16 protein-coding genes and 1 pseudogene are annotated in these 23169 nt (G+C 66.5%); 12 read left to right on the top strand and 5 right to left on the bottom strand.

From position 1 onward, the window contains the following. Window positions 1-62: 62 nt before the first annotated feature. The 4 genes and pseudogenes from trpS to EDC02_RS29710 all read left to right on the top strand — a co-directional run bounded on the left by trpS (window position 63) and on the right by EDC02_RS29710 (window position 3057). Entirely contained in the window at window positions 63-1088 is a 1026-nt protein-coding gene (trpS, locus tag EDC02_RS29725) for a tryptophan--tRNA ligase (protein ID WP_123605616.1), read from the top strand. A 2-nt stretch (window positions 1089-1090) separates the two neighbouring features. Next, window positions 1091-1639 carry a 2'-5' RNA ligase family protein gene (locus tag EDC02_RS29720; protein ID WP_233606508.1) on the top strand — a complete coding sequence of 183 codons (549 nt, stop codon included), beginning with the start codon at window positions 1091-1093 and terminating at the stop codon, window positions 1637-1639. 53 nt (window positions 1640-1692) lie between these two features. Then, window positions 1693-2550: pseudogene (locus EDC02_RS29715) on the top strand (YihY/virulence factor BrkB family protein); the annotation flags it as partial. 87 nt (window positions 2551-2637) lie between these two features. Further along, window positions 2638-3057 carry a hypothetical protein gene (locus EDC02_RS29710; protein WP_199758086.1) on the top strand — a complete coding sequence of 140 codons (420 nt, stop codon included), beginning with the start codon at window positions 2638-2640 and terminating at the stop codon, window positions 3055-3057. A gap of 29 nt (window positions 3058-3086) precedes the next feature. Here EDC02_RS29710 and EDC02_RS29705 read toward each other — a convergent pair whose 3' ends face one another. The 3 genes from EDC02_RS29705 to EDC02_RS29695 form a co-directional block, all read right to left on the bottom strand. After that, window positions 3087-5360, bottom strand: a complete 2274-nt coding sequence (locus EDC02_RS29705; RefSeq protein ID WP_123605614.1) for a S8 family peptidase — start codon at window positions 5358-5360, stop codon at window positions 3087-3089. Between the two features lie 345 nt (window positions 5361-5705). After that, entirely contained in the window at window positions 5706-7376 is a 1671-nt protein-coding gene (locus EDC02_RS29700) for a glycoside hydrolase family 13 protein (protein WP_123607217.1), read from the bottom strand. 130 nt (window positions 7377-7506) lie between these two features. Further along, window positions 7507-8574: a LacI family DNA-binding transcriptional regulator gene (locus EDC02_RS29695; RefSeq protein ID WP_123605613.1), complete on the bottom strand. Its 1068-nt coding sequence runs from the start codon at window positions 8572-8574 to the stop codon at window positions 7507-7509. A gap of 154 nt (window positions 8575-8728) precedes the next feature. On the opposite strand from EDC02_RS29695, the gene EDC02_RS29690 reads away from it, so the two are divergent. The 8 genes from EDC02_RS29690 to EDC02_RS39830 all read left to right on the top strand — a co-directional run bounded on the left by EDC02_RS29690 (window position 8729) and on the right by EDC02_RS39830 (window position 20520). Beyond that, window positions 8729-9985 carry a maltose ABC transporter substrate-binding protein gene (locus EDC02_RS29690; RefSeq protein ID WP_123605612.1) on the top strand — a complete coding sequence of 419 codons (1257 nt, stop codon included), beginning with the start codon at window positions 8729-8731 and terminating at the stop codon, window positions 9983-9985. Continuing rightward, window positions 9985-11526: an ABC transporter permease subunit gene (locus tag EDC02_RS29685; RefSeq protein WP_123605611.1), complete on the top strand. Its 1542-nt coding sequence runs from the start codon at window positions 9985-9987 to the stop codon at window positions 11524-11526. Before EDC02_RS29690 ends, EDC02_RS29685 begins: the two co-directional genes overlap by 1 nt. Then, window positions 11523-12383 (top strand): sugar ABC transporter permease, encoded by an 861-nt coding sequence (locus tag EDC02_RS29680; protein ID WP_123605610.1) that lies wholly within the window; start codon window positions 11523-11525, stop codon window positions 12381-12383. Before EDC02_RS29685 ends, EDC02_RS29680 begins: the two co-directional genes overlap by 4 nt. 3 nt (window positions 12384-12386) lie before the next feature. Beyond that, window positions 12387-14273, top strand: a complete 1887-nt coding sequence (locus EDC02_RS29675) for a glycoside hydrolase family 13 protein (RefSeq protein WP_370461583.1) — start codon at window positions 12387-12389, stop codon at window positions 14271-14273. A gap of 220 nt (window positions 14274-14493) precedes the next feature. After that, window positions 14494-15267 carry an abortive infection family protein gene (locus tag EDC02_RS29670; protein ID WP_158632364.1) on the top strand — a complete coding sequence of 258 codons (774 nt, stop codon included), beginning with the start codon at window positions 14494-14496 and terminating at the stop codon, window positions 15265-15267. Between the two features lie 401 nt (window positions 15268-15668). Continuing rightward, window positions 15669-17717 carry a hypothetical protein gene (locus EDC02_RS39835; RefSeq protein ID WP_158632363.1) on the top strand — a complete coding sequence of 683 codons (2049 nt, stop codon included), beginning with the start codon at window positions 15669-15671 and terminating at the stop codon, window positions 17715-17717. Window positions 17718-17995: 278 nt separating this feature from the next. Beyond that, on the top strand, window positions 17996-19195 hold the full coding sequence (locus tag EDC02_RS29660; protein ID WP_123605607.1) for a 26S protease regulatory subunit: 1200 nt from the start codon (window positions 17996-17998) through the stop codon (window positions 19193-19195). A gap of 74 nt (window positions 19196-19269) precedes the next feature. Then, window positions 19270-20520, top strand: coding sequence for a hypothetical protein (locus EDC02_RS39830; RefSeq protein WP_148083692.1), 1251 nt, complete (start codon window positions 19270-19272; stop codon window positions 20518-20520). 91 nt (window positions 20521-20611) lie between these two features. Here the strand turns inward: EDC02_RS39830 and EDC02_RS40505 are convergent, their stop codons facing one another. Both EDC02_RS40505 and EDC02_RS40500 read right to left on the bottom strand, forming a co-directional pair. Then, window positions 20612-21307 carry a 2'-5' RNA ligase family protein gene (locus EDC02_RS40505; RefSeq protein ID WP_158632362.1) on the bottom strand — a complete coding sequence of 232 codons (696 nt, stop codon included), beginning with the start codon at window positions 21305-21307 and terminating at the stop codon, window positions 20612-20614. Continuing rightward, the gene (locus EDC02_RS40500) at window positions 21304-22623 is read right to left on the bottom strand and encodes a hypothetical protein (RefSeq protein WP_158632361.1); all 1320 of its coding nucleotides are present in this window, start codon (window positions 22621-22623) and stop codon (window positions 21304-21306) included. Before EDC02_RS40500 ends, EDC02_RS40505 begins: the two co-directional genes overlap by 4 nt. Window positions 22624-23169: the final 546 nt, after the last annotated feature.

Genomic DNA, 23169 nt, shown 5'->3' with positions numbered 1-23169 from the left:
CGGCGGCGGCCGGTCGGATACCGGCGAGACATCGATCCACCGGTGCTGTCAGAATTGTCGACATGTCCGAGCCCGCCTCCCGCCCCCGGGTGCTCTCCGGCATCCAGCCCACCGCCGACTCGTTCCACCTCGGCAACTACCTCGGTGCGGTGCGCAACTGGGTGGCGATGCAGGACACCCACGACACCTTCTACTGCGTGGTCGACCTGCACGCGATCACCGCCGGACACGACCCGCAGGTGCTGCGCCAGCGGACCCGGGTGGCCGCCGCCCAGCTGCTGGCCGCCGGCCTCGACCCGGGCCGGTGCACCCTGTTCGTCCAGTCCCAGGTGCCGCAGCACGCCCAGCTCGGCTGGGTGATGGGCTGCATCACCGGGTTCGGCGAGGCGAGCCGGATGACCCAGTTCAAGGACAAGTCGGCCAAGCAGGGCGCCGAGCGGGCCAGCGTCGGGCTGTTCACCTACCCCGTCCTGCAGGCCGCCGACATCCTGCTCTACCAGGCCGACGCGGTCCCGGTCGGCGAGGACCAGCGGCAGCACCTGGAGCTCACCCGGGACCTGGCGCAGCGGTTCAACACCCGATTCGGCGTCACCTTCACCGTGCCGGCCCCGTACATCGTCCGGGACACCGCCAAGATCCTCGACCTGCAGGACCCGACCGCCAAGATGTCCAAGTCGTCGTCCTCCCCGGCCGGCATCATCGACCTGCTGGAAGATCCGGCCAAATCGGCCAAGAAGATCCGCTCGGCGGTCACCGACACCGGCCGCGAGATCATCTACGATCCGGAGAGCAAGCCCGGCATCAGCAACCTGCTCACCATCTACGCCGCGCTCACCGGCCGGACGCTCGACGAGCTGACCGCCGCGTACCAGGGCAAAGGCTACGGTGACCTGAAGAAGGACCTGGCGGAGGTGGTAGTGAAGTTCGTCCGGCCGATCCAGGAGCGCACCCGCGGCTACCTCGACGACCCGGCCCAGCTGGACAAGATGCTGGCGATCGGCGCCGGGAAGGCCGAGGCGGTGGCGGCCACGACGCTCGCCGCCGTGTACGACCGGATCGGCTTCCTGGCACCCGCGGGGACTGTCTGACAGTGTCCGTCATCGGCGCGCGACCAGCTCCCGGTCAGGTGCGGATCGGCGTCGCCATCGACATCCCGCAGCCCTGGGGCGAGGAGCTGACCCGCCGCCGGGCCGAGGCCGGTGACCCGGCCGCCGAGTACGTGCCCGCGCACATCACCCTGCTCGGCCCCACCGACATCGTCGAAGGCCAGCTGGCCGAGGTGGAGGCGCACCTGGCGGCGGTGGCCGCCGCGCACCCGCCGTACCCGCTGCACCTGCGCGGGACGGGGACGTTCCGGCCGATCACCGAGGTGGTCTTCGTCGCGGTGGCGGCCGGGATCAGCGAGTGCGAGCTGCTCGCCTCGGCGATCGGCACCGCCGACCAGCTCGTCCGGGAAAGCCGGTTCGCGTACCACCCGCACGTGACCGTCGCCCAGGACGTGCCGACCGACGCGATGGACAAGGTGTACGACGACCTCGCCGGCTTCGAGGCGCAGTTCGAGGTCGACTCGTTCACGCTCTTCTCACACAGCGGTGAAGGGCGATGGCGTCCGCACCGGGATTTTCCGCTCGGCGGCTGACCACCCGGCGGCGTGCCAGTGCACCGGGATGACCGGTGCACCAGGATGACGGGGTGAACGTTTTCGGCCGGGCCTGGTCCGGCACCCAGCGGGCGCTGGATCGGTCCCGGCGGCGGTACCCGCGCCTGGACCACCTCTGGCGGGCGGTGGAACGCTACAACCAGGTGCTGGGCGGGCGGCTGGCCGCTGCGATCGCCTACTACGGGTTCTTCGCCGTCTTCGCTCTCGGCCTGGTCGCGTACTGGGTGTTCGGCGCCCTGGTGGAGGCCAACGCCGAGGTCAGCGCGGCGGTCGCCGACTTTCTGCTGCAGAACCTGCCGTTTCTGGACCTGGCCCAGATCCAGCGCAACAGCGGCCAGGTCGGTGTCGTCGGCCTGGTGCTGCTCGCGTTGACCGGCATCGGCTGGGTGGAGGCGATCCGCTCGTCGCAACGGTTCGTCTACCGGCTCGACCAGCAGCCCGGCTACTTCGGCGTACGGCAGGTCGTCGACCTCGCCGTACTCGTCGGGGTGTTCCTGCTGATCGGCGTTTCGGTCGGCGCGGTCGACGCGCTGCGGTCGCTGCTCGGCTGGCTGCTCGGCGAGGAATCGGTGGCCGCGACCGTCGCCAGCGTGCTGCTCGCCTTCGTGATCAACATGGTGCTCGCCTCGGCGCTGCTGATCGCGGTGCCCCGGCTGCGGATGTCGGCCCGGCGGCTGGTCGCGCCGATCCTCGTGGTGGCGGTGGGCATCACCCTGTTGAACACCGTGGGGCGGTTCTACGTCGGCCGGTTCGAGCGCAATCCGGCGTACACCGTGGTGGCCGGCGCGGTTGGTCTGCTGATCTACCTCTATCTGCTCAACCAGTTGCTGCTGTTCGGCGCGGCGCTGGCCGCCACCAGCCGGCACGGCCGGGTGGTCGATCTGACAGCCCGGCGGGCGGCCGGAACGGCACCGCCGAAAGCAGTAAAAGCGGCAAAAGCCGTCGGCGGTCAGCGTCGTACGACGATGATCGGTCAGGTGGGGGCACTAGTCACGCTTGAGCTGCCGGACGACTCGCCGGCGCACACGATGCCGTGGATCATCACCTTCGGGCCGCTCGGCGACCAGGACGGCGAGTGGGAACCGGTGGTGTGCGGGCCGTACGAACGGGCGCACGCGCTGGCCCTGGCCGAGACGGTGGTCGCCGACGAGGAGCTGATGGCGGTGGTCGAGCCGCTGCTGACCCTGGTGACCGTCGAGGAGATCCGCGCCGAACTGGCCGCCGCCCAGGCCTCCGCCGACGAGGACGTCGCCGAGTACGACGACTTCGAGGACCTGGTCGGCGGCAACGACGTCGAACCGCAGGAGCGGCACGTCGAACCGTCGCCGCCGCCGTCACCGGACGAGGTACGCGCCGGCATGGCCCGGATCGCCAGCATCCTGACGACCCGGGCCTGACCGTTACGGCCGGTGCGCCCGTGCTGACTTTACGGGCGCAGCGTCAGCCGCCAGCCGTCGATGTACGCCGGGCCTGGGACACTCGAGTCGTGGTCCTGGACCCGGAGCTTCCAGGTGCCGTTGGCGGGTTTGCCGGACCAGCTGACGACGAAGGTCCGGAACATGTCGGGCAGGCCCATGCCGTTGACGCCCTGCAAGGGGAACACCTGACCGTCCGAGGCGACGAGGTCGAAGCTGAGATCGCGCGACCACGGGTGGACCACCCGGACGTCGACCCAGGCGCTGTTCCCCGAGGCGAGGTCGCACCCGGCCACCGTGATCGGACTCTCGACGATCGCCCGCCTGCCGATCGGCACGTCGGTGGTCGCCTCGCCGCCACAGACCGGCACCGGCAGGTCAGCGCCGGCGAGGTTCAATGTCCAGGAGTCGAAGGACCCGGCGCCGACCGGGCCGGCGTCGCGCAGGTGCAGGCGCCAGGTCCCGTTGGCCACCTTGTCGGACAGGTCGTAGGTGAACGTGTGATCGACGTCCGGGGAGGCCAGGTGACCGGTGCGCACGAGCAGGAAGTACCGGGTGCCGTCGGGGGCGAACAACTCCACCTGCAGGTCGACGATGGCGCTGTGCGGAATGCGCAGCTCGATGGTGCTGTTGGCGGCGGCGTTGCCGGCGCAGCCGGTGATCTCGATGAGCACGTCGACTGCGGTGCCGAGCGGCAGCGGCCGGTCGATGTCGTCGATGCCGACACAGCCGGACAGCGCCGAGACGGTGAGGGTGAAGCTCGCGGTCCGGGTGGCGTGCTCGCCGGTGCCGAGGATCAGCACCGGGTAGCTGCCGGCGCCGGTGACCGCCGCGGTGGTGATGGTCAGGGTGGTGCTGCCGGCCGAGTCGATGCCGGCCGGGGCGAACGTGGCGGTCGCGCCACGCGGCAGACCGACGACGCTCAGGTCGACCGACTGCGCCGCGCCGGCGGTGACGGACGCGGAGACGGTGGTGGTGACGGTGCCGCCGGGCGCGACGGTGGCACCGGCCGGGCCGGCGGACAGGGTGAAATCGTGGGCGGGTGTCGTGTCGTCGACGTGCAGCAGCCGGTTCGGGGAGCCACCCGGGTCGGTCACGACGCCGGGGGTGGCGTCGGCCAGCAGCGCGGCGGTGACCTGGGCCGGGGTGTAGTCGGGGTGTTCGGCGAGGATCAGCGCGGCCGCGCCGGTGACGTGCGGGGCGGCCATCGAGGTGCCGCTGGCCGGCCGGGCGGCGGAGTCGCTGTCGGTGCCGGCCGAGACGATGTCGGTGCCGGGGGCGAAGATGTCGACGCAGCCGCCGACGTTGGAGTAGGGGGCGCGGGCGTCGTCAGCGCCGGTGGCGGCGACGGTGATCACCTCTGTGACCCGGGCCGGCGAGTTGGTGCAGGCGTCGGTGCTGTCGTTGCCGGCCGAGACGACATAGGTGATGCCGTCGGCGATGGATTGCGCCACCGCCTGGTCGACCGGGGCGTAGCCGCGGGTGTTCAGGCTCATGTTGGCCACCGCCGGCGCGCCGGGGGCATGGTCGGCGGTGACCCAGTCGATGCCGGCGATCACGGTCGAGGCGTTGCCCGCGCCGTTGCAGTCGAGCACCCGTACGGCGACCAGCTCCACGTTCTTGGCGACGCCGTACGTGGTGCCGCCGGCCGTACCGGCGACGTGGGTGCCGTGCCCGCGACAGTCGGCCGGGTCGTCGTCGTTGTCGACGGTGTCGGGTCCGGGGCGCACCCGTCCGGCGAACTCGTCGTGCGACATCATGATCCCGGTGTCGATGATGTACGCCTGCACGATCGGTGCGACGTCCGGGTAGGCGTAGGTGTCGTCGAGTGGTTGGCTGCGTTGGTCGACCCGGTCCAGGCCCCAGGACGGCACCGGGGTCTGGATGTCGGCCGCGGTGATGGTGTGGTTCTGGGTGACCGAGGCGACGCGCGGATCGGCGGCGAGCCGGCGGGCCTGGCGCGGCGACAGGTGGACCTCGAAGCCGCGCAGCGCGTGCCGGTAGACCCGGGCGACGTCGCCGCGGTACCGGTCGGCCAGGGAGCGCGCGGTGCGGTCGACCGCGCTGACGGTGGCTGCGTCGGTGGCGGTGCCGGCATCGGTGGCGTGGACGGCGTCGGTGGCGGCCGCCGAGTCGGCCAGCACGACGATGTATGAGTCGTCGACGGCGGTCGGGCCGCCGACGGCGTGCACCGTCGCCTCGGGAACGGCGGCCACCGCCGGGGCGGCCGGGACCAGTGCCAGCAGCGCCGTCGCCACCAACACACCTGTACGTTTCGATATCATCGGTTGTTCCTTCCCGGCTCACCGGACATCTCCTCAATAGGGGATCATCGATGAATCGGGTTGGAAACCTCCCGGTGACGGACTTGAGGGTGTTGCCTGGCCTATTAGCACCGCTGGCCGATGGACATCCGGAAATCTCGTCCAGACGTGGTGGTGCCCCGGGACCATCGCTGGTCCCGGGGCACCGTCACCACCTTCGCCCCCCACCACAAGGGGTCCTTGCCCAGCCGCCCGGCGGCGCTTCCGGCTCGACGAACGACCGGTGTTTCCTGCTTCGAGCCATACCCGGCGGCGGGCGGTGGTAAACCTGCCCGCCGCCTTCGGTCAGGCCGGCTGGAACTGGCGTCAGGCCGGCTGGAGCCAGGCGGCGGCGTCGACCGGCAGCAGTTGGCGACCGGGCGGTCCGTCCAACGGCGCGCTGGTGATCAGCGGTACGCCGTACCCGTCGACCGCCACCGGCGCACCGCTGAGGTTGACCACGCAGACCAGCGCGTCGTCGCCCGCGTCGCCCGCACCGGCCCCGCCGTCGGCCGTACGGCGGAACGCCAGCACGCCCGGTTCGGTCTCCAGCCAGGCCAGCCCGGTGCCGTCGCCGGCCGGGGCGTCGCGCAGTGCCGGATGCTCGGCCCGGATCGCGAGGGCCCGCCGGTACAGCTCCAGCGTCGAGGCGGGGTCACCGGCCTGGGCCTGCGCGGTCAGCGGCGCCCAGCCGGCCGGGGCCGGCAGCCAGGATTCGACCGACCCGGCCGGCCCGAAGCCGTACGGCGGATTGTCGCCGCTCCACGGCAGCGGCACCCGGCAGCCGTCGCGGCTGCGCCCGGTCCGGCCGAACGCCGGGTCCTGGCGCAGGTGGTCGGGCAGGTCGAGGACCTCCGGCAGGCCCAGCTCCTCACCCTGGTAGAGGTAGGTGCTGCCGGGCAGGGCGAACATCAGCAGCGCGGCGGCGCGGGCCCGGCGCAGCCCGATCTCGCCGTCGCCGTACCGGGTGACGTGGCGTTGTTTGTCGTGGTTGGACAGCACCCAGGTGGTCGGCGCGCCGACGATCGCCGCTTCGGCGAGCGCGGTGTCGATCACCTTGTGGAACGAGTCGGCCGACCAGGTGGCGTCGAGGAAGTCGAAGTTGAACGCCTGGTGCAGCTCGTCGGGGCCGATGTAGCGGGCCAGCCGCTGCGGGGTCTCCGCCCACGCTTCGGCGACCGCCATCCGCCCGCCCGGGTAGCTGTCCAGGATCGGCCGCCAGGCGCGGTAGATGTCGTGCACCTCGTCCTGGTCGAAGTACGGCAGCCGGCCCTTGCCGAGCAGCTCGATCTGGCGGCGGCCGCTGGCCGAGGTCCAGCCGATGTCCGGCAGCCCATCGGCCTTGATCATCCCGTGGGCGACGTCGATGCGGAACCCGTCGACGCCGCGGTCCAGCCAGAAGCGCAGCACCTGCTCGAACTCGGCGCGCACCTCGGGGTGCCGCCAGTTCAGGTCCGGCTGCGCCGGGTCGAACAGGTGCAGGTACCACTGGCCGTCGGGCAGCCGGGTCCAGGCCGGCCCGCCGAAGATCGACTCCCAGTCGTTCGGCGGCTCCTCGCCGTCGTCGCCCCGGCCGTCGCGGAACATGTACCGGTCGCGCTCCGGGGATCCGGGCGCGGCCGCGAGGGCGGCGACAAACCACGGGTGTACGTCGGACGTGTGGTTGGGCACGATGTCGACGATGATCCGCAGGCCGAGCGCGTGCGCGTCGGTGATCATCTCGTCGAAGTCGGTGAGGTCGCCGAACATCGGGTCGACCTCGCGGTAGTCGGCGACGTCGTAGCCGCCGTCGACCATCGGGGAGCGGTAGAACGGGGTGAGCCAGAGCGCGTCGACGCCGAGGTCGCGCAGGTACGGCAGGCGGCTGCGGATGCCCTGCAGGTCACCGATGCCGTCGCCGTCGGAGTCGGCGAAGCTGCGCACGTACACCTGGTAGACGGCGGCGGTGCGCCACCAGTCGTCCCGGGCGGTGCGGGGGTTGGCCTGGGCAGGATCGATCGTCACGGGGTCCCCGTCCTGTCGGTGCGATGCTGGCCTCGCCGTTGAGTCAGCGTGCTGCGGGTGCTGGGCTCGCTATCGAGGATGCCTGCCCGCTCCTGCAAGAGTCAAGCAATCCTTGCGCAAGCTCTCAGCTGGCGGGCGCGGCTGCAGGGGCAGCGGCGGCGGCGGCGAGGTGGGTGACCTGTGGGGCGATGCCGGTGGAGCCACGGGAGACCAGCTCGGGGCGGAACACGTACTCGGAGTTGGGGGCAGCGTGCCCGTTGATCTCGTCGACCAGGGCGCGGACCGCCGCCACTCCCATCGCGATCACCGGCTGGCGCAGCGTGGTCAGCGGCGGATCGGTGAACGCCATCAGCGGCGAGTCGTCGTAGCCGACCACCGACACGTCACCCGGCACCGACAGGCCACGCTGGCGGGCGGCCCGGATCGCGCCGAGCGCCATCAGGTCGGAACCGCAGGTGATGCCGGTGACACCCTTGTCCAGCAGCCGGTTCGCCGCCGCCTTCCCACCCTCCACACCGAACAGTGACAATGCGATCAGCTCGTCGATCTCGGCGTCGGTGGCACCGACCAGCCGGTGCATCGCCGCCCGGAACCCGGCCAGCTTGCGCTGCACCGGCAGGAACCGGTCCGGCCCGGTGATCAGCCCGATCCGCCGGTGGCCGAGGGAGACCAGATGCTCCACGGCCAGCTCACCGGCTTCCCGGTCGTCGCAGGAGACAAACGGCGCCTCGATGCCGTCGGCGTACCCGTTGATCAGCACGATCGGCAGCGGCCGGGCGATCAGCTTGCGGTAACGCTCGTGGTCGGCGGCGGTGTCGGCGTGCAGGCCGGAGACGAAGACGATGCCGGCGACCTGGCGGTCCAGCAGCATCTCCACGTACTCGTCCTCGGTGACCCCGCCGGGGGTCTGGGTGCAGAGCACCGGCGTGTAGCCGGACTGGGCGAGCGCGGACTCGATGGTCTGCGCGAACGCCGGAAAGATCGGGTTGTCCAGCTCCGGCACGACCAGGCCGACTAGGCCGGCGCTGCGTTTGCGCAGCCGGGCCGGGCGTTCGTAGCCGAGGACGTCGAGGGCGGTCAGCACCGCCTGGCGGGTCTCCGTGGCCACGCCGGGGCGGTCGTTGAGCACCCGGGAGACGGTGGCTTCGCTCACTTCGGCCTGGCGAGCGATGTCGGAGAGTCGTGCGCGCATGGCGTTCACGGTAGCGCACCGGCAAGTTCTTGCGACGACTCCTGCAAGGTCTTCCATTCCTTGCAACACCTTGCTAACGTCCCGGCAACACAAGCCGAAGGACGTGCCGTGAACACGGCACCGTACTGCAATAGCTTCCACGACAGGAGTCCCGATGCGCGTCCGTAGAACGTCGGTGGCCGCCGGGCTGGCCGCCGTGCTCGCACTGGCCGCCGCCGGCTGCGGCAGCAGCGACGGCGAACCCGCCACCACCGACAGCCCCGACGCCGCCGCCGGCGGCACCCTGGTCATCTGGGCCGACGACAAGCGCAGCGCCGCCCTCGCCCCGTTCGCCGAGAAGTTCGGCGAAGACAACGGCGTCACCGTCGAAGTCCAGGCCATCTCGAAGGACCAGCAGACCACCTTCGTCACCGCATCCCAGCAGGGCAGCGGCCCGGACGTGATGGTCGGCGCGCACGACTGGATCGGCAACCTGGTGCAGAACGGCGCCATCGAGCCGGTCCAGCTCACCGCCGAGCAGACCGCCGGCTTCGCCGAGGTCGCCATCCAAGCCGTCACCTTCAACGGCCAGCTCTACGGCGTCCCGTACGCGATGGAAAACGTTGCCCTGATCCGCAACACCGCGCTGGCTCCCGACGCCCCGGCCACCATCGAAGAGCTCGTCGCCACCGGCCAGCAGCTCAAGGCCGACGGCAAGGTGTCGGAGATCCTCTGCCTGCAGGTCGGGCAGAACGGCGACGCCTACCACCTGTACCCGCTCTACACCTCGGCCGGCGGCAGCCTGTTCGGCACCACCGCCGAAGGCGACTACGACCCGACCCAGCTCGGCGTCGGCACCCCCGAGTCGATCGCCGCGTTCGAGAAGATCGCCACCCTGGGCGAGAAGGGCGCCGGGGCGTTGAAGCGCTCCATCACCCCGGAGAACTCCATCGCCACCTTCACCAGCGGCAAGTGCGCCTTCCTGGTCTCCGGGCCGTGGGCGATCACCGACGCCAAGGGCGCGAACATCGCGTACGACATCAGCCCGGTCCCCGGCTTCGCCGGTGGTGCCGACGCGCAGCCGTTCGTCGGGGTGCAGACCTTCTACGTCGCCGCCAAGGGCAAGAACAAGGCCCTGGCGCAGGAGTTCGTCGCCAACTACACCACCGGCACCGAGCTGGCCGTCGCCCTCTACGAGGCCGAGCCGCGCCCACCGGCGCTGACCGCCGCCCTGGCGCAGGTCTCCGGCGCCGACCCGGATCTGGCCAAGTTTCAGCAGGCCGGGCAGGGCGGTGCCGTGCTGCCGGCTATCCCCGAGATGGCCGCCATCTGGGACCCGTTCGGCAAGGCGGAAGCCGCGATCGTCGGCGGTGCCGACGTGGCGACGACGATGACCGCCGCCGGTCAGACGATCGCCGAGCAGATCAAGTAATGCGCGACACCGGAGCCGGCGGTCTGCTGGCCAAGGCGCTGCTGCTCGGCCTGGTCGCGGCGATCGCGATCTGGGCGGCGTTCCCGCTGATCGCCGCCGAGGCGTGGGTCGGGCTCGGCATCCTGGTCGCCACGACCGCCGGCCTCGGCTACCTCTACCTGGGTCGGCGACACGTGCCGGCGAAGTACCTGATCCCCGGCACCCTGTTCCTGATCGCCTTCCAGATCTTCCCGGTGCTCTACACCGCCTCCACCGCGTTCACCAACTTCGGCGACGGACACCGGGGCAGCAAAACCGAGGCGGTCGCGGCCATCCAGGCCTCGTCGGTGGTCCAGGTGCCAGGATCTATCGAGTACGCGATGACTGTCGCCACGGTCGGCGACGCCGCCACCGGTGACCTGGTGTTGCTGGTCGTCGACCCGGCCGACGGGGTCGTCTACGCCGGTGACGATTCCGGGCTGCGTGAACTGCCGGCCGGCGACGTCACCGTCACCGACGCCGGCAAGGTCACGGCGGCCGACGGGTTCACGTTGCTCAACGCCGGCCAGGCCAGCGCCCGCAGCCAGGAGATCACCGACCTGGCGGTGCCGACCGACGACGGGGCGATCCGCTCTATCGGGCTGTCCCGGGCGTACGAAGGGGTCGCCGTCCGGGCGTACGACGACGATTGTGATTGTGTCACCGACACCGTGACGGGCACGGTGTGGACGGCCGACGACGACGCCGGCTCCTTCGTCGCCGCCGACGGCGACCGGCTGCTGCAGGGCTGGCGGGTCGGCGTCGGGCTGGACAACTTCACCCGGGTGCTGACCGACCGCAGCATCTCCGGGCCGTTCCTCGGCACCCTGGTCTGGAACTTCGCCTTCGCGATCGGCTCCACCGGCGGCACCTTCATCCTCGGGCTGCTCTGCGCCCTCGCCCTGCACTCCGACCGGGTGCGTGGGCGCAACCTTTACCGGGTGCTGCTGATCCTGCCGTACGCGATGCCGTCGTTCGCGATGCTGCTGGTCTGGCGGGACATGTTCAACACCGACTTCGGGCTGATCAACCAGTTCTTCGGGTTGAGTGTGGACTGGTTCGGGCAGGACTGGTCGGCCCGGCTGGCGGTGATCGGCGTACAGCTGTGGCTCGGGTACCCGTACATGTTCCTGGTCGCCACCGGCGCGTTGCAGGCCATCCCGAAGGAGCTGACCGAGGCCAGCTCGATCGACGGCGCGAACCCGTGGCAGGCGTTCCGCCGGGTGACGCTGCCGCTGCTGCTGGTGGCGTTGACGCCGCTGCTGATCGCCTCGTTCGCGTTCAACTTCAACAACTTCAACGCGATCTATCTGACGACCGAGGGTGGGCCGTTCCCGGCGGACAACCCGAGCGTCGGCGCGACGGACCTGCTGATCACCTACACGTACCGGTTGGCGTTCGGTGCGGCCGGCGCGGACTACGGCTTCGCCGCCGCCATCTCGATCTTCATTTTCACGCTCGTCGCGGTGATCTCCGCGGTCAGCTTCCGGCGCACCCGGCAACAGGAAGAGGTGTACGCGTGAACCGGCGCACGTTCACCCGTTGGCTGGGTCGGGTCGGCTGGCGGCACCTGGTGGCGCTGCTGGCCGTGGCGTTCTCGCTGTTCCCGATCGTGTTCGTGCTGTCGGCGGCGGTGAACCCGCTGGGCACCCTGTCGTCGACCGACCTGTTCCCGACCGGGGCGTCGGGCAACAACTTCCGGCGGCTGTTCGCCGACACGGCGTTCGGCCGCTGGTTCGGCAACTCGCTGCTGATCGCCGGGCTGGCGTCGTTCGCGTCGGTGTTCCTGTCGTCGCTGGCGGCGTACGCCTTCTCCCGGATGCGGTTCCGGGGCCGGCGGGTCGGGCTGCTGTCGCTGCTGCTGATCCAGATGTTCCCGCAGTTCCTGGCGATCGTGGCGATCTTCCTGATCTTCTCGACGATCACCGACCTGTGGCCGACGATCGGGTTCAACACCCCGTGGGGGCTGATGCTGCTCTACCTCGGTGGCGCGCTCGGGGTGAACACGTGGCTGATGAAAGGCTTCTTCGACACCCTGCCGAGGGAGTTGGACGAGTCGGCCACCATGGACGGGGCGTCGCACGCCCAGGTGTTCTTCCGGATCATGCTGCCGTTGGTGGCGCCGATCCTGGCGGTCACCGGGCTGCTGGCGTTCATCAACACCATCAACGAGTTCCTGATCGCCAACGTCTTCCTCACCAACCCGGAGGCGAAGACCCTGGCGGTCGGCATGTACGGCCTGGTGGCAGGGGAGCGGAACAACAACTTCGGGATCTTCGCCGCCGGCACCCTGCTGACGGCGATCCCGACGGTGCTGGTGTTTCAGCTGCTTAGCCGCTACATCGTTTCCGGTCTCACCTCCGGGTCTGTGAAGGGTTAGCTTGTGGGCCAGCTGTTCGAGGCGCACCATGACGGGTCGTCGTTGTATGCGCCGGGTGCCGCCGCCGGGGTAAACCTGGGTGATCGGGTGTCGGTCTTCGTCCGGGTGCCGGCGGGTGCGCGGCCGGTCGACAACCTGTGGGTACGCTCCATAGTCGATGGTGAGCCGCGCTTCTCCGAGGCGGTGGTCGACCGGCAGGATCCGAACGGGGACGTGTGGTGGCGGGGCGAGGTGCAGGCCGGTAACCCGGTCACGCCGTACCGTTTCCTGCTGGCCGGCGGCGCTGCTGCTGGCGGCGGCTCTGCTGGTGGCGGCGGGGGTGGGCGGCGTTGGTTGACCGGGGTCGGCGAGGTCGACCACGACGTGCCGGACGCCACCGACTTCCGGCTCGTCACCCACGATGCGCCGCCGGCCTGGGCCGCCGAGGCGGTGATCTATCAGATCTTCCCGGACCGGTTCGCCCGGTCGGCTGCCGCTGCCGGGCGGGAGCTGCCGGACTGGGCGATCCGGTGCGACTGGGACACCCCGGTCGTCGGGCGCGGGCCGGAGACGCCGCACCAGTTCTACGGCGGTGACCTGGACGGCATCCGGGAGCGGCTCGACCACCTGGAGCGGCTCGGCGTCAACACCGTCTACCTGACGCCGATCTTCCCGGCCCGGTCCAACCACCGGTACGACGCCGCCGCGTTCGACCACGTCGACCCGCTGCTCGGCGGGGACGACGCGCTGGCGCGGCTGTCGGCGGCGGTGCACGCTCGCGGCTGGCGGCTGCTCGGCGACATCACCAGCAACCACACCGGCGACGCCCACCCGTGGTTCACCGCCGCCGGGTCGGACGTAACGTCGGCGGAGCGGGAGCTGTACTACTTCGGCGACGACGGTGATTATGAGTCGTGGCTGGGTGTGAAGTCGCTGCCGAAACTCAACTGGGGCAGCGCTGAGCTGCGGCGACGCTTCGTCGACGGGCCATCGTCGGTGGCGCGGCGGTGGCTGCTGCCGCCGTACGGGTTGGACGGTTGGCGGATCGACGTCGCCAACATGACCGGCCGGCGCGGTGCCGATGCGCTCACCCTGGAGGTGGCCGCCCTGCTGCGCCGGGCGGTCGCCGACACTCGGCCGGATGGGCTGATCGTCGCCGAGCACGGGCACGACTTCACCCGTGACCTGGACGCCGACGGTTGGCACGGCACGATGAACTATGCCGGGTTCACCCGGCCGGTGTGGAGCTGGCTGCGGTCACCGACGTTGGGGTTGCCGGACTTCCTCGGCGTACCGGGTGGGGTGCCGGCCCGGTCGGGGTCGGCGGCGTTGGCGACGATGCGGGCGTTCGGGGCGTTGGTGTCGTGGCGGTCGTTGGTGCATTTGTGGCAGCTGCTCGGCTCGCATGACTCGGCCCGGATTCGGACGGTGGTCGGGGACGCGGCCCGGCAGGAGGTGGCGGCCGGGTTGCAGTTCACCCTGCCGGGGACGCCGATGGTGTTCGCCGGGGATGAGCTGGGGTTGCGGGGCGACAACGGGGAGGGTTCACGGACGCCGATGCCGTGGGATCGGCCAGGCTCGTGGGATGAGGCGACGTTCGGGGCCTACCGGGCGTTGGTGGCGTTGCGTCGGGAGGTGCCGGAGCTGCGGCACGGCGGCCTGCGCTGGGTGTACGCCGATGACGACGCCCTGGTCTACTTGCGGGAGTCGCCGACCGGGTCGGTGTTGGCGTTGGCCCGGCGTGCGTCGGGTGCTCCGGTGCGGTTGACCGGTCTGGTGGCCCCGCCGGACGCTGCTGCTCCGGCCCTCGCCAACCTGTACGGCGGCGCACCCCCGCTCCGCCCGGCCGCCGACGGCACCCTGACCCTGCCCGCCGACGGCCCAACCTTCCAACTGTGGCGCGTCCACTGACACGCTGTCTTCCCCGGCAGGACCATGAGCCCCATACCAACCACCTTCGAATGCTGTTGCCGGAAGCTGACTCATGGGCTTCTATCGATCTGCGACGCATGGCGATATCACGTTGACCGTGCGGGTTCAGATTCCGATAGGATTCCCTTCCGTGGGTGTTCGTCCGCTCGTCCCGGTTCCAGTCCGACGCTACTTCCGTGATCTTGCATCCGGATGGTCCGTGCATCGCGAGATCGCGAATATGTGGCAGGATGAGGGGTTCGTTCCGTCAGGAGACCCGAATGATGAACAAGGTGTCCGCCGTGGGCTCTGGCGCGAGTACGAAGACAACGTCGATTGGACGGAACCCGAACATGTTGAGCGCGTCCTGCGTGTGTACGAGACGCTCTTGACTGCGCTGACGGATGAAGCGTTGGATGCGGCCCAAGCGTTTCTAGAACGTTATGGTTTCAAGCTAGGTAGTGACAGCCGATTGAAGCCACCAACGCCTCTACCGCTGAGCCTCCCTAGTTCGCTGGTGGGGTTGCGTGATCCGGCAGCGATTCTTGATTCCTTCGAACGGATCGATCGTGCCCTGCCGCAGGACCCTGCACAGGCTATTGGTTCGGCGAAGGAACTGATCGAAGCCACAGCGAAGACGGTTCTCGTAGAGATCGGGATTGCCTTTGACGAGAAGACAATCAAGTTTCCCGCCTTGGTTGACCTCGCCCAACGTGAACTGCGACTTCATCCGCAGCAGGCAGTCGGCCCTGACGGTAGTTCGTCGGTTAAGCGGGTGCTCGGTGGGCTGATGACGGTCGCGCTCGGTGTAAACGAACTACGCAACGAGGGCTGGGGCACCGGCCACGGGCGCGCGGACGCGAGGATGGGGCTTCACGCCAGGCATGCGCACCTAGCCGTGGGGGCGGCACGGACATGGTGTCAACTCCTGTTGGACACCCTTACCGATCCGAACGCACCTTGGAGAAGACCGGCAACCGGGGACACTCCGTAGGAGGCTGCCCGACGGTTGTCGCATGTGCCGGGCGTATCCACCTGGGTGCTCGATGACGCGGCATCAGCCGACGGTATGATTCGACTCCTATGCGTGGCCTACTCGACAGAGACCTGCTCACCGGTACACAGGAAATCACGACAAGACTACGTCCGGAGCGCTTCGCGCGTCCGGTGGACGCTGAACAGCCCGCTCAGCTCCGCCAGGAGATCATCCGGTTGTGCCAAACGTGGGGTGGCGCTGGTCAACCGATACTGCCTGTTGCCAGCGGCGTTCTCCCCCCGAAGTACGCTCAACTGCTCCAAGTTGAGCAAATCGACATGGTGGGCGGACTACAAGAGGTGGACGTTCAGCTCCCGTACCGGGTCAGGCGGGGCACACCGTGGGATTTCCCGGTCATTGTGATCGCCGAGACCACTCCACGTGATCAACGGCGTCCTGTCCATGTGCCTGTGTTGGAAGTTGGTGACCCTTGGGACCTGATCTATGCCGCTGTCCTCGGGATCCTGCCAGAGGAACCCGATTCAACGCTTATGGGTCCCCATGAGGCTCTAGGTGGCATTCGGTTTGAGCAGATCATGCCGGTCGAACGTCAGTCGGCTGTTGGATCACTCGACGACCTACTGCAGCGGCTCGAGGACTCCCAACCAATGTCGCCACGGATGGTGAGCAATATCGGCCTAGCGGCAGGGCAGGTCCCGGATATCAGCTATCTGGGCAAGGGGATGAGCCCGTTACCAGAGCCCAACATCCTACGTCGCGCCGCTGGTCCGAATATCATCGTGATAGTGAGCTCTGACTCGGTCGACGACCTCGCCTTGCTGTGGAACCTGCGTGCAGCGCATGGCGACCGTCATGTGTTGCCTATTGGCCTGCCCTTGGCTGCGGCAACTGAACAGGCATTGCAGGAGCTGCGGAAGCCAGGTAGGGCCACCCGCTTCGGGTTCGGCGGCGGGCGGTGCTATGTGACGAGTGCGTCACTCGCGCCTGAACAGCTTGCTGACTTGGCGGTCAGCGCAAAAATGACGGCAGTCGCTTATGATAAAATCCTGACCTTCGGGCCACCGCCGGGAAGGTCACGCAACAGTGTGGCGCACTGGTCACAGGGTCAGGCTCACCTCGTGGCGGTTTCCGATGCGGATCGCGATCTTCTGCGACCCGTTCAGAATTTCTGGCGCCAGCCAGAACTCGTCGTTGACGTAAGCGTACGTGGGCACCTACTTCCTGCCGATCCAACGATGCGTGGTGCCGAGTTCGGCAATCGGTTTCAGGCTGGATCCTCTCAGGTGGAGGTACCGCCGGTTCGGCGCCTCGAAGCGGTGACGGTTCGATGGCCGTCGACCTGGACGTCTCTCGCTGCGGTCGCACAAAGTCGAGGACTTCGTGTCGAGACGTCTGAGCCAGGCGTAGCAGCGGAAACCTTGATTCGGGTCATCGGGGGTGTGGAGGGCATCCGGTACCTCACACACCGTCCGTTGATCGAGCTACTCTACGAGCTCGCAGAACGTAGCGGTATGTCGTGGTGGAAAGAGCGGTGGACGCGCGCCCACAAAGAGCTACGAGCACTCGCTGTTCCCGAGGACGAAATCGAGGCGGCGGCCGTTCGCCTGGGTCGTGATGAGCCAGTAATCGCTCGTTCGGGTGAAGGGCGGGCACTGCCATTCCACAGGTTTGCCAAGGTATTCGGGAGGAGACAAGCGGCCGTCAACTGGGTCGTGTGGGCGGAGCGGCACCACCTGCTCGTCCGCGGGTCAACGGTCGAATGCGTCGAATGTCGAGCAAAATCGTGGCTTCCCATGGCATCGATCCTGCCGCCCATTGCCTGCCCCGGCTGCGGGCGTATGATCACGCAGCCTTACAAGCCCGACGCACTAAATTTCACCTACCGGATCGGTGAGGTTCTGCGGCGCGTCCTAGAAACGGATAGTTTGGGGCACCTCCTCGCCCTGCGATGGCTGGTCAGCCTCTTCGAACGACATGCCCTCGTGGGAGCGCATCCCGGAGTCAACTTCTTCGACGCCGGCAACAACAACATCGGCGAGGCCGATGTTGTCCTGCTGTTCGCCGACGGGAGTCTTGTGCCTGTCGAGGTGAAACGCCGTGCTGCCGGAGCGGACCAGAAGATGGCCGAGTCCTTAGACGACTTGTCGGAAAAGCTTCAGTCACCGTACGATATCGTCGCTGTCACGCAACCGGCACGTGACTGCCCCGAACTAGTACAGTTCGCACGCGCGCTTCCGGACCGGCCTCGCCTGCTACTCACCGATGACCAACTTCACGCAGAGCAAGTGATTCTTATGCACAACACTGATCCGTTCGCTTGGAGTCCCCAAGACGAGGTGGTGCAGATGACACGGCAGAATCGATTCGTTGACCTGCTGTCTCGTGATGAACTAACCATGCCGATGGACCGAGTCGGCGAAGAGCTATTGAATCGGGACCACTCATGATTTTTTTGGAGAAATACAGTAATTCCGGCAAATCGTAAACAGCTTCGGAATAGGTAGGCATAGCGGCGACGACCTGCTTGGCCTGCGCAATAAAGAAGGGGAGCAGGCGCTCTCCGTCAGCGCACGAGATTCCCCGACACGCGCCGCTCGTCACGTACCGGAATACCGCAAATCCCGGATACTCAGCTGTGTGGCGGTTGAGTTGCCTGCAGGAGCGGTTGTAGCGTAAGGCCGCGTGTCAGTACTTTGCTCACAGCCTATCGGGAAGAAGTTGATGAATGGAAAGCATTGGCCGTATCGCTAGAATTCGTAGAATTGAACCCGAGTCCTCAAAAATCTGGGTCGACTTCATGGGTGGCCTATCTGGCTATTTCATCTCGTCGAACGAGGAAGGATGGTCTGTTGGAGACATTCTTTTGTGCCCAGATAAAGGCAGTGTGCACCGGGTCGATGATGACCTATGGGGTGCATCCTCTGAAGTCGGTACAGTAAAGAAGGTCAACTCATCGGGTGCTGTCATCGACGTTAATGGCCAGCTTCGTCACTTTTGCGTGCATGAAGGCAAGCCATTCGTTGAGGGTCAAGTGATTAGGATCGACCAGGCCGGTAATCCGGCGGAGGTACTTTCCGAACATCCAATTGACCGATTCGGCCTAAACCGTGATGATTTTGACGTTGGCGATCTGATTGTTCCGGCAGAGGATAGTGAAACTACTCTCAGTGACTTCGGCGGTTCTCCGGAAATCGTTCGTCGCGCGCACGACCTCGTCCGCGTGGCGCTCGACCCCGACGATCCTCTAACGGTAATCGGAGCGAAACCTATCAAGGGGATCCTCTTTACCGGGCCGGCAGGGACTGGAAAGACCTTCCTTGCCAAGGCATTGGCAAATTCTACAGCTGCAACCTTTTACAATATCAGTGGTCCTGCCATTGTGGATCAGTTTGTTGGTCAAAGTGAGCGGAGACTTCGCGACATATTTGACCATGCCAGGGAGAACCGCCCAGCCATCCTCTTCTTTGATGAAATTGACAGCCTGTATACGCAGAGGGGTGGGAGTAACCACGAGGCGACCAACCGGCTTGTGGGTCAGTTTTTGTCCCTCCTAGACGGATTTCTGAGCTTTCAACAAGTTATTGTAATCGCAACGACTAATCTCCCGGGTGCGCTTGATGAAGCTCTTCTGCGTCCCGGTCGTATTGCCCATAAGTTGGAGTTCTCGATGCCTGACGTAGCTAATAGAATATCGATTCTGGAGGCTTCATCGCGACGACTTGTTTTCTCCGAACGTCCAGATATGACGACGCTTGCCGAGTCAACGAAAGGCTGGACGGCGGCGGATCTCTCGGCGATCTGGACGGAGGCAGGGATCTTGGCTGTGCTCGATGGCCGGAGGTCACTCTGCCTTGAGGATGTACGTGAGGCGATTCCGCGAGTCCAGCGCGTTTCAGCCCGTCGCGCGGAAGGTGAAGCCAAGTGATTTTTCGCAACCGAAACCGTGATCGTACTTGGCGCCGACAGCGTCGTGAGTTTGTCTATCTTGATGAGGTTAGCGTGACGAGCCTGGTTGCCGCACGTGACGGATCAATAGCCGAGTCTGTGAAGGACACTTTAAATAGAACTACTGAAGTAGATCACAAGTCGACTCTTGGGATTTCCTTTGCCAGCGCTAAGCTCGGGACTGAGTCTAGGGTTCGTGGGACCGACAGCTCTTCAAAGGAGGTAGTCAGGAGATCGGTCATCCAAAGCACGTTTCGTGACTTGCGGACTGGTGGAATAGACGACATTCACCTGGCGAGGGAGCCCGTCGGTCGACGGCAGGTGCGTGAAGGCTCGATCGAGACGTTTGCAGAGCTTCTGAGGAATGAGAAAAAGCTTCGAAAGTTCTCTCAAATCCTTCCGGTGCGAGACATCAAGAGAGGTGATGTCCTTGAGTTCGAAATCGAGCTTGAGGCGCACAAGACGTACCGCCTGGTAAGTGCGATTTCTTCTATTGTTGAGATTGTCAAGGGCCGTGAATCACTCTTCGGTCTGGGAGATGGCGACTACAACCAGGTTCTCCCAATTGTCGAGGTTATCGACAGACTTCTGTTTGGGCTCGTTCCGGTGCAGGGTGTTAGCACCAGGTTTAGTGTCGTGGATATCGACGGAGAGGAGTACATTATTGATCGAAGTGTGTTGAATTCCCAAGGTGAGGTTCAAGCAAACAGCCACCCTCTTGAGGTTGTGGGTGTTACCGACTTTCAATCGTACTCAAGGGACTTGCGGCGTGTCCTTTTTGGGGACCTTGCATACACGGCATATATGCGAGTGGAGCGATCTGCTCTTCTTGACACTTGGAACCCGATAAAGTTGGCAGACGTTCTTGGTGGATTGTCTAGCGAGCTTGTCCGTTTTATCGAAATGCTACCTGACGGTTTCGACGAGGAACTTTCGTCTCGCGAGGATCCCTCTGATGGTCCGCAATCCTTGGATCTTGTGCGCCATTTTGTGCGGTTTGGTGAGGGCGTCGCAGCACTTAAAGGTACTGAGATCGACAGAGTCGCGCTAGCGACGGTTGCTGTCGAGGCCTCGGGTAGATTCAAGATGGATGACATAAACTCGCGTAGGTCTGCATTCGATCTAGTGGTTAACGCCATAGATGAAAATTCTGACCGAGAGGATGTCCGTCGTCTCCGAGAGGCGGCGATATCGGAAATCTCGGTGGGTTCCCTGGCCGAATCCGTTCATTCGGATGGGCAATCAATCAGGCCGGTTCGCACGACCCGAAAGATGGAGGTTGAGTTTGTGGCAATTTACTGGTAAGAGCCATTGGTGTGGCCTGACCAACTGCGCCTTGTGCGCTGATTTCCCGATGCTGTTGGAAGTCGGGTCCCGCTGGGCGAATGTCCGGCCATCAGCTTAGGAATAAGACTTCGGCGAGTTTCGATGTGATGTACTGGTGGCCGTCGCGGCGTAACTCGACTAGGTCCACGGACTGGATGACTGTGGCGACGGGGGGGAGGTGTCGAAGGCTGGCTGCCCGCTGGATGAGTGGCCGCGCGTCGGCGGGGGTGTTGTGGTAGGCGATGCTGACGTGCGGGACAAACCTGCTTGCCCGTTCGGGTAGGGCTGCCGGGCCACATACCTCGGCGATGGATTCGCGGATGAGATGACGAAGCCCCCTGAGCGGCTCCGGCGGACCAACGCTGAGGCGGACCGCTCCCGGCGATCCTGCAAGCGGACCGACCTCCACCGGGATGGCGGGGAAGTCCGCGCAACGTCGGCGTACTTCGTTGACCGCTGCCGCCACCACGTCGGGTGAGACTTCGTCGGTGAAGGCGAGTCGCTGCATTGTGATGTGCAAGCCGACCGCCGGGACCAAGTCGAGATTGGGTAAGTCACGCAGCTGTTCCTGGCAGCGGGTCGCCAGGGCGGTGAGGGCTCGGACGTGGCCGAGCATCACAAGCCAGTGGTAGGAGCGCCGGCCAGGCGTCCACCCCGGGCGGTCCCAGTGGTTGACCATCCCCTGGACCTGTTGGAATTGTGTCCACTCCTGCTCGGCCCAGGGGCGTCCGTAGTCGTGGTCCAGTGCTTCGGGCTGAGCGGTCATCGTGTTCCTCGGCCTTCGTCGAGCCAGGCGTGCGCCTCGTCTACGAACGACTCGGCGCAGGGATCGTCGAAGTTCACCTTGATAGCGGTGGCGAGGTCGCGGGTTCGCTGACGTATGGACTCGATCTGGTTGTCCTGACAGGCTCGCATAGCTTGGCGGGCGACGTCGGCGGCCTGCCCGACGTCGGGTCGGTCCCCGTCTACCAGCGCGGTCGCCAGGTCCAGCCGGACCAGGGCCTGGCTCCAGACGGAAGGTGATGAGTCGACGATCGTGACCGCGCGGCCTGCTAGGTGGAGAACCTGCTCGGTGTGTCCCAACGCCAGGTACGCCGTCGCCGCGTTCGATGCCACCCGTGCCTCGCTGTAGAGGCCGAACGAGACGCATGAACTCATGCCGGGCTCGGGTGACAGGTCCGAGAGCACTTCGTAGGCGGTGCCGATCGCCTGTTCTGCCTCCTGTGTCTGGCCGAGCTTCGCGTGCGCGCGTGCCTCGCCGTTGACGGCGAGGCGTACCGTCTGTGCTCCGCGGCCGGCGAACCGGCGGCCGTCCACGGCGTAGGCGAGCGCCTTGCGGTACTGCCCGTCGTAGAACTCGGTGAAGCTTTGCGTGCCCCGGACCCATGCCTTGAGTTCCCGGTCCTCCGCATAGTCGGCGAGCTGGAACGCCTCGATCCCGTAGGCCCGCGCGGAGCTGAATCGGCCGAGGTTGACCGACATATAGCTGAGCAGCCCGGAGAGCTGCCCGGCGATGGCGAGTAGCCGGGCGCTGTACCGGGGCTGCATCCGCAGCGGGATGAGGCTCTGCACCCAGCGTCGCTGGCGCACCACGTCGGCGGCCAGCGTGAGCGGCCCTTCCTCCTCGTAGCGGCCGACGACATCCGAAACATAGAGATCCAGAGTGTCCAGCAGCGCGTGGTTGACGCTCGCGTCGTTATTCTCGCGAATCCGGGTCAGGATGACCGAGGGCTGCTCGACCAGCCCTTCGGTACTACCGACGCTACGGGCAACGGGCACAACCCTCCTGTTGCCGGAGACGGCACTGATCTCAGCAGCATCCTGCCGTACTACCGTGCGAGGGTTGCGGAATCCGAGTTCGTCGTCGGTGTTGGCGTTGAGGGCGATGCGCAGGGCGGTGCGGTAGTCCTCGGCGGGGTAGCGGATCTTGCCGTTTTCGAGTTTGCCCAGGTAGTTGGCGGTGAAGGCGCTGTGGGCTGCTTGTCCGGGGTCGGGGTAGAGGATCTTGTTGACGGCGTCGGCGAGTTGCCGGCGGGTCAGGCCCAGGCGTTCGCGTGCTGCGGTGAGCGGATGGTTCTGCATGACACCCCCGAAGTGTGGCGCACAACTGATGCGTGGTGACGCGAACTGCCTGTGGCGGTAATAGAATTTGGACAGTATCCCACCTGGTGAATGCCGCCTTCAACCATCTGCGTCGAGCAATTCCTGACCCTGCCAGGGAATACGCCAACGGCGGAATGTCAAGAGGGGAGGCAGGGGATGGTTCCCGCAACGGGAAGCATCCCTTCCAGTAGCGCGGGAGCGCCGCCAGCCACCGCCGGATGCCACCCACGACGGCAGCAGACTCTGCGGAAGCTGGTCTGCCGGTCCAGGGCTGGCCGGCTCGGTCGGGGTCGGCGGCGTTGGTGCCGTAGCGGTTGCTGGTGCATTCGTGGCGGCTGCTCGGCTCGCATGATTCGGTCGGCGTTCGGACGGTGGTTGCTGGCGCGGCGTGCTTCGGGGCGCTCCGGTGCGGATGACTGGCCTGGTAGCCCACCGGATGCTGTTGCTCAATTGCTGGCGTCTGCCCTGACGCCTGCTCTCGCCTCAGCAGAATCATGAGCTGTATGCCAGCCATGTCTACATCCA

This window comes from Micromonospora sp. Llam0 (genome assembly GCF_003751085.1).
GTDB lineage: Bacteria > Actinomycetota > Actinomycetes > Mycobacteriales > Micromonosporaceae > Micromonospora_E.
The sequence above is the reverse complement of the archived record's forward strand: the minus strand, read 5'-3'. Positions and strand labels throughout refer to the sequence as shown.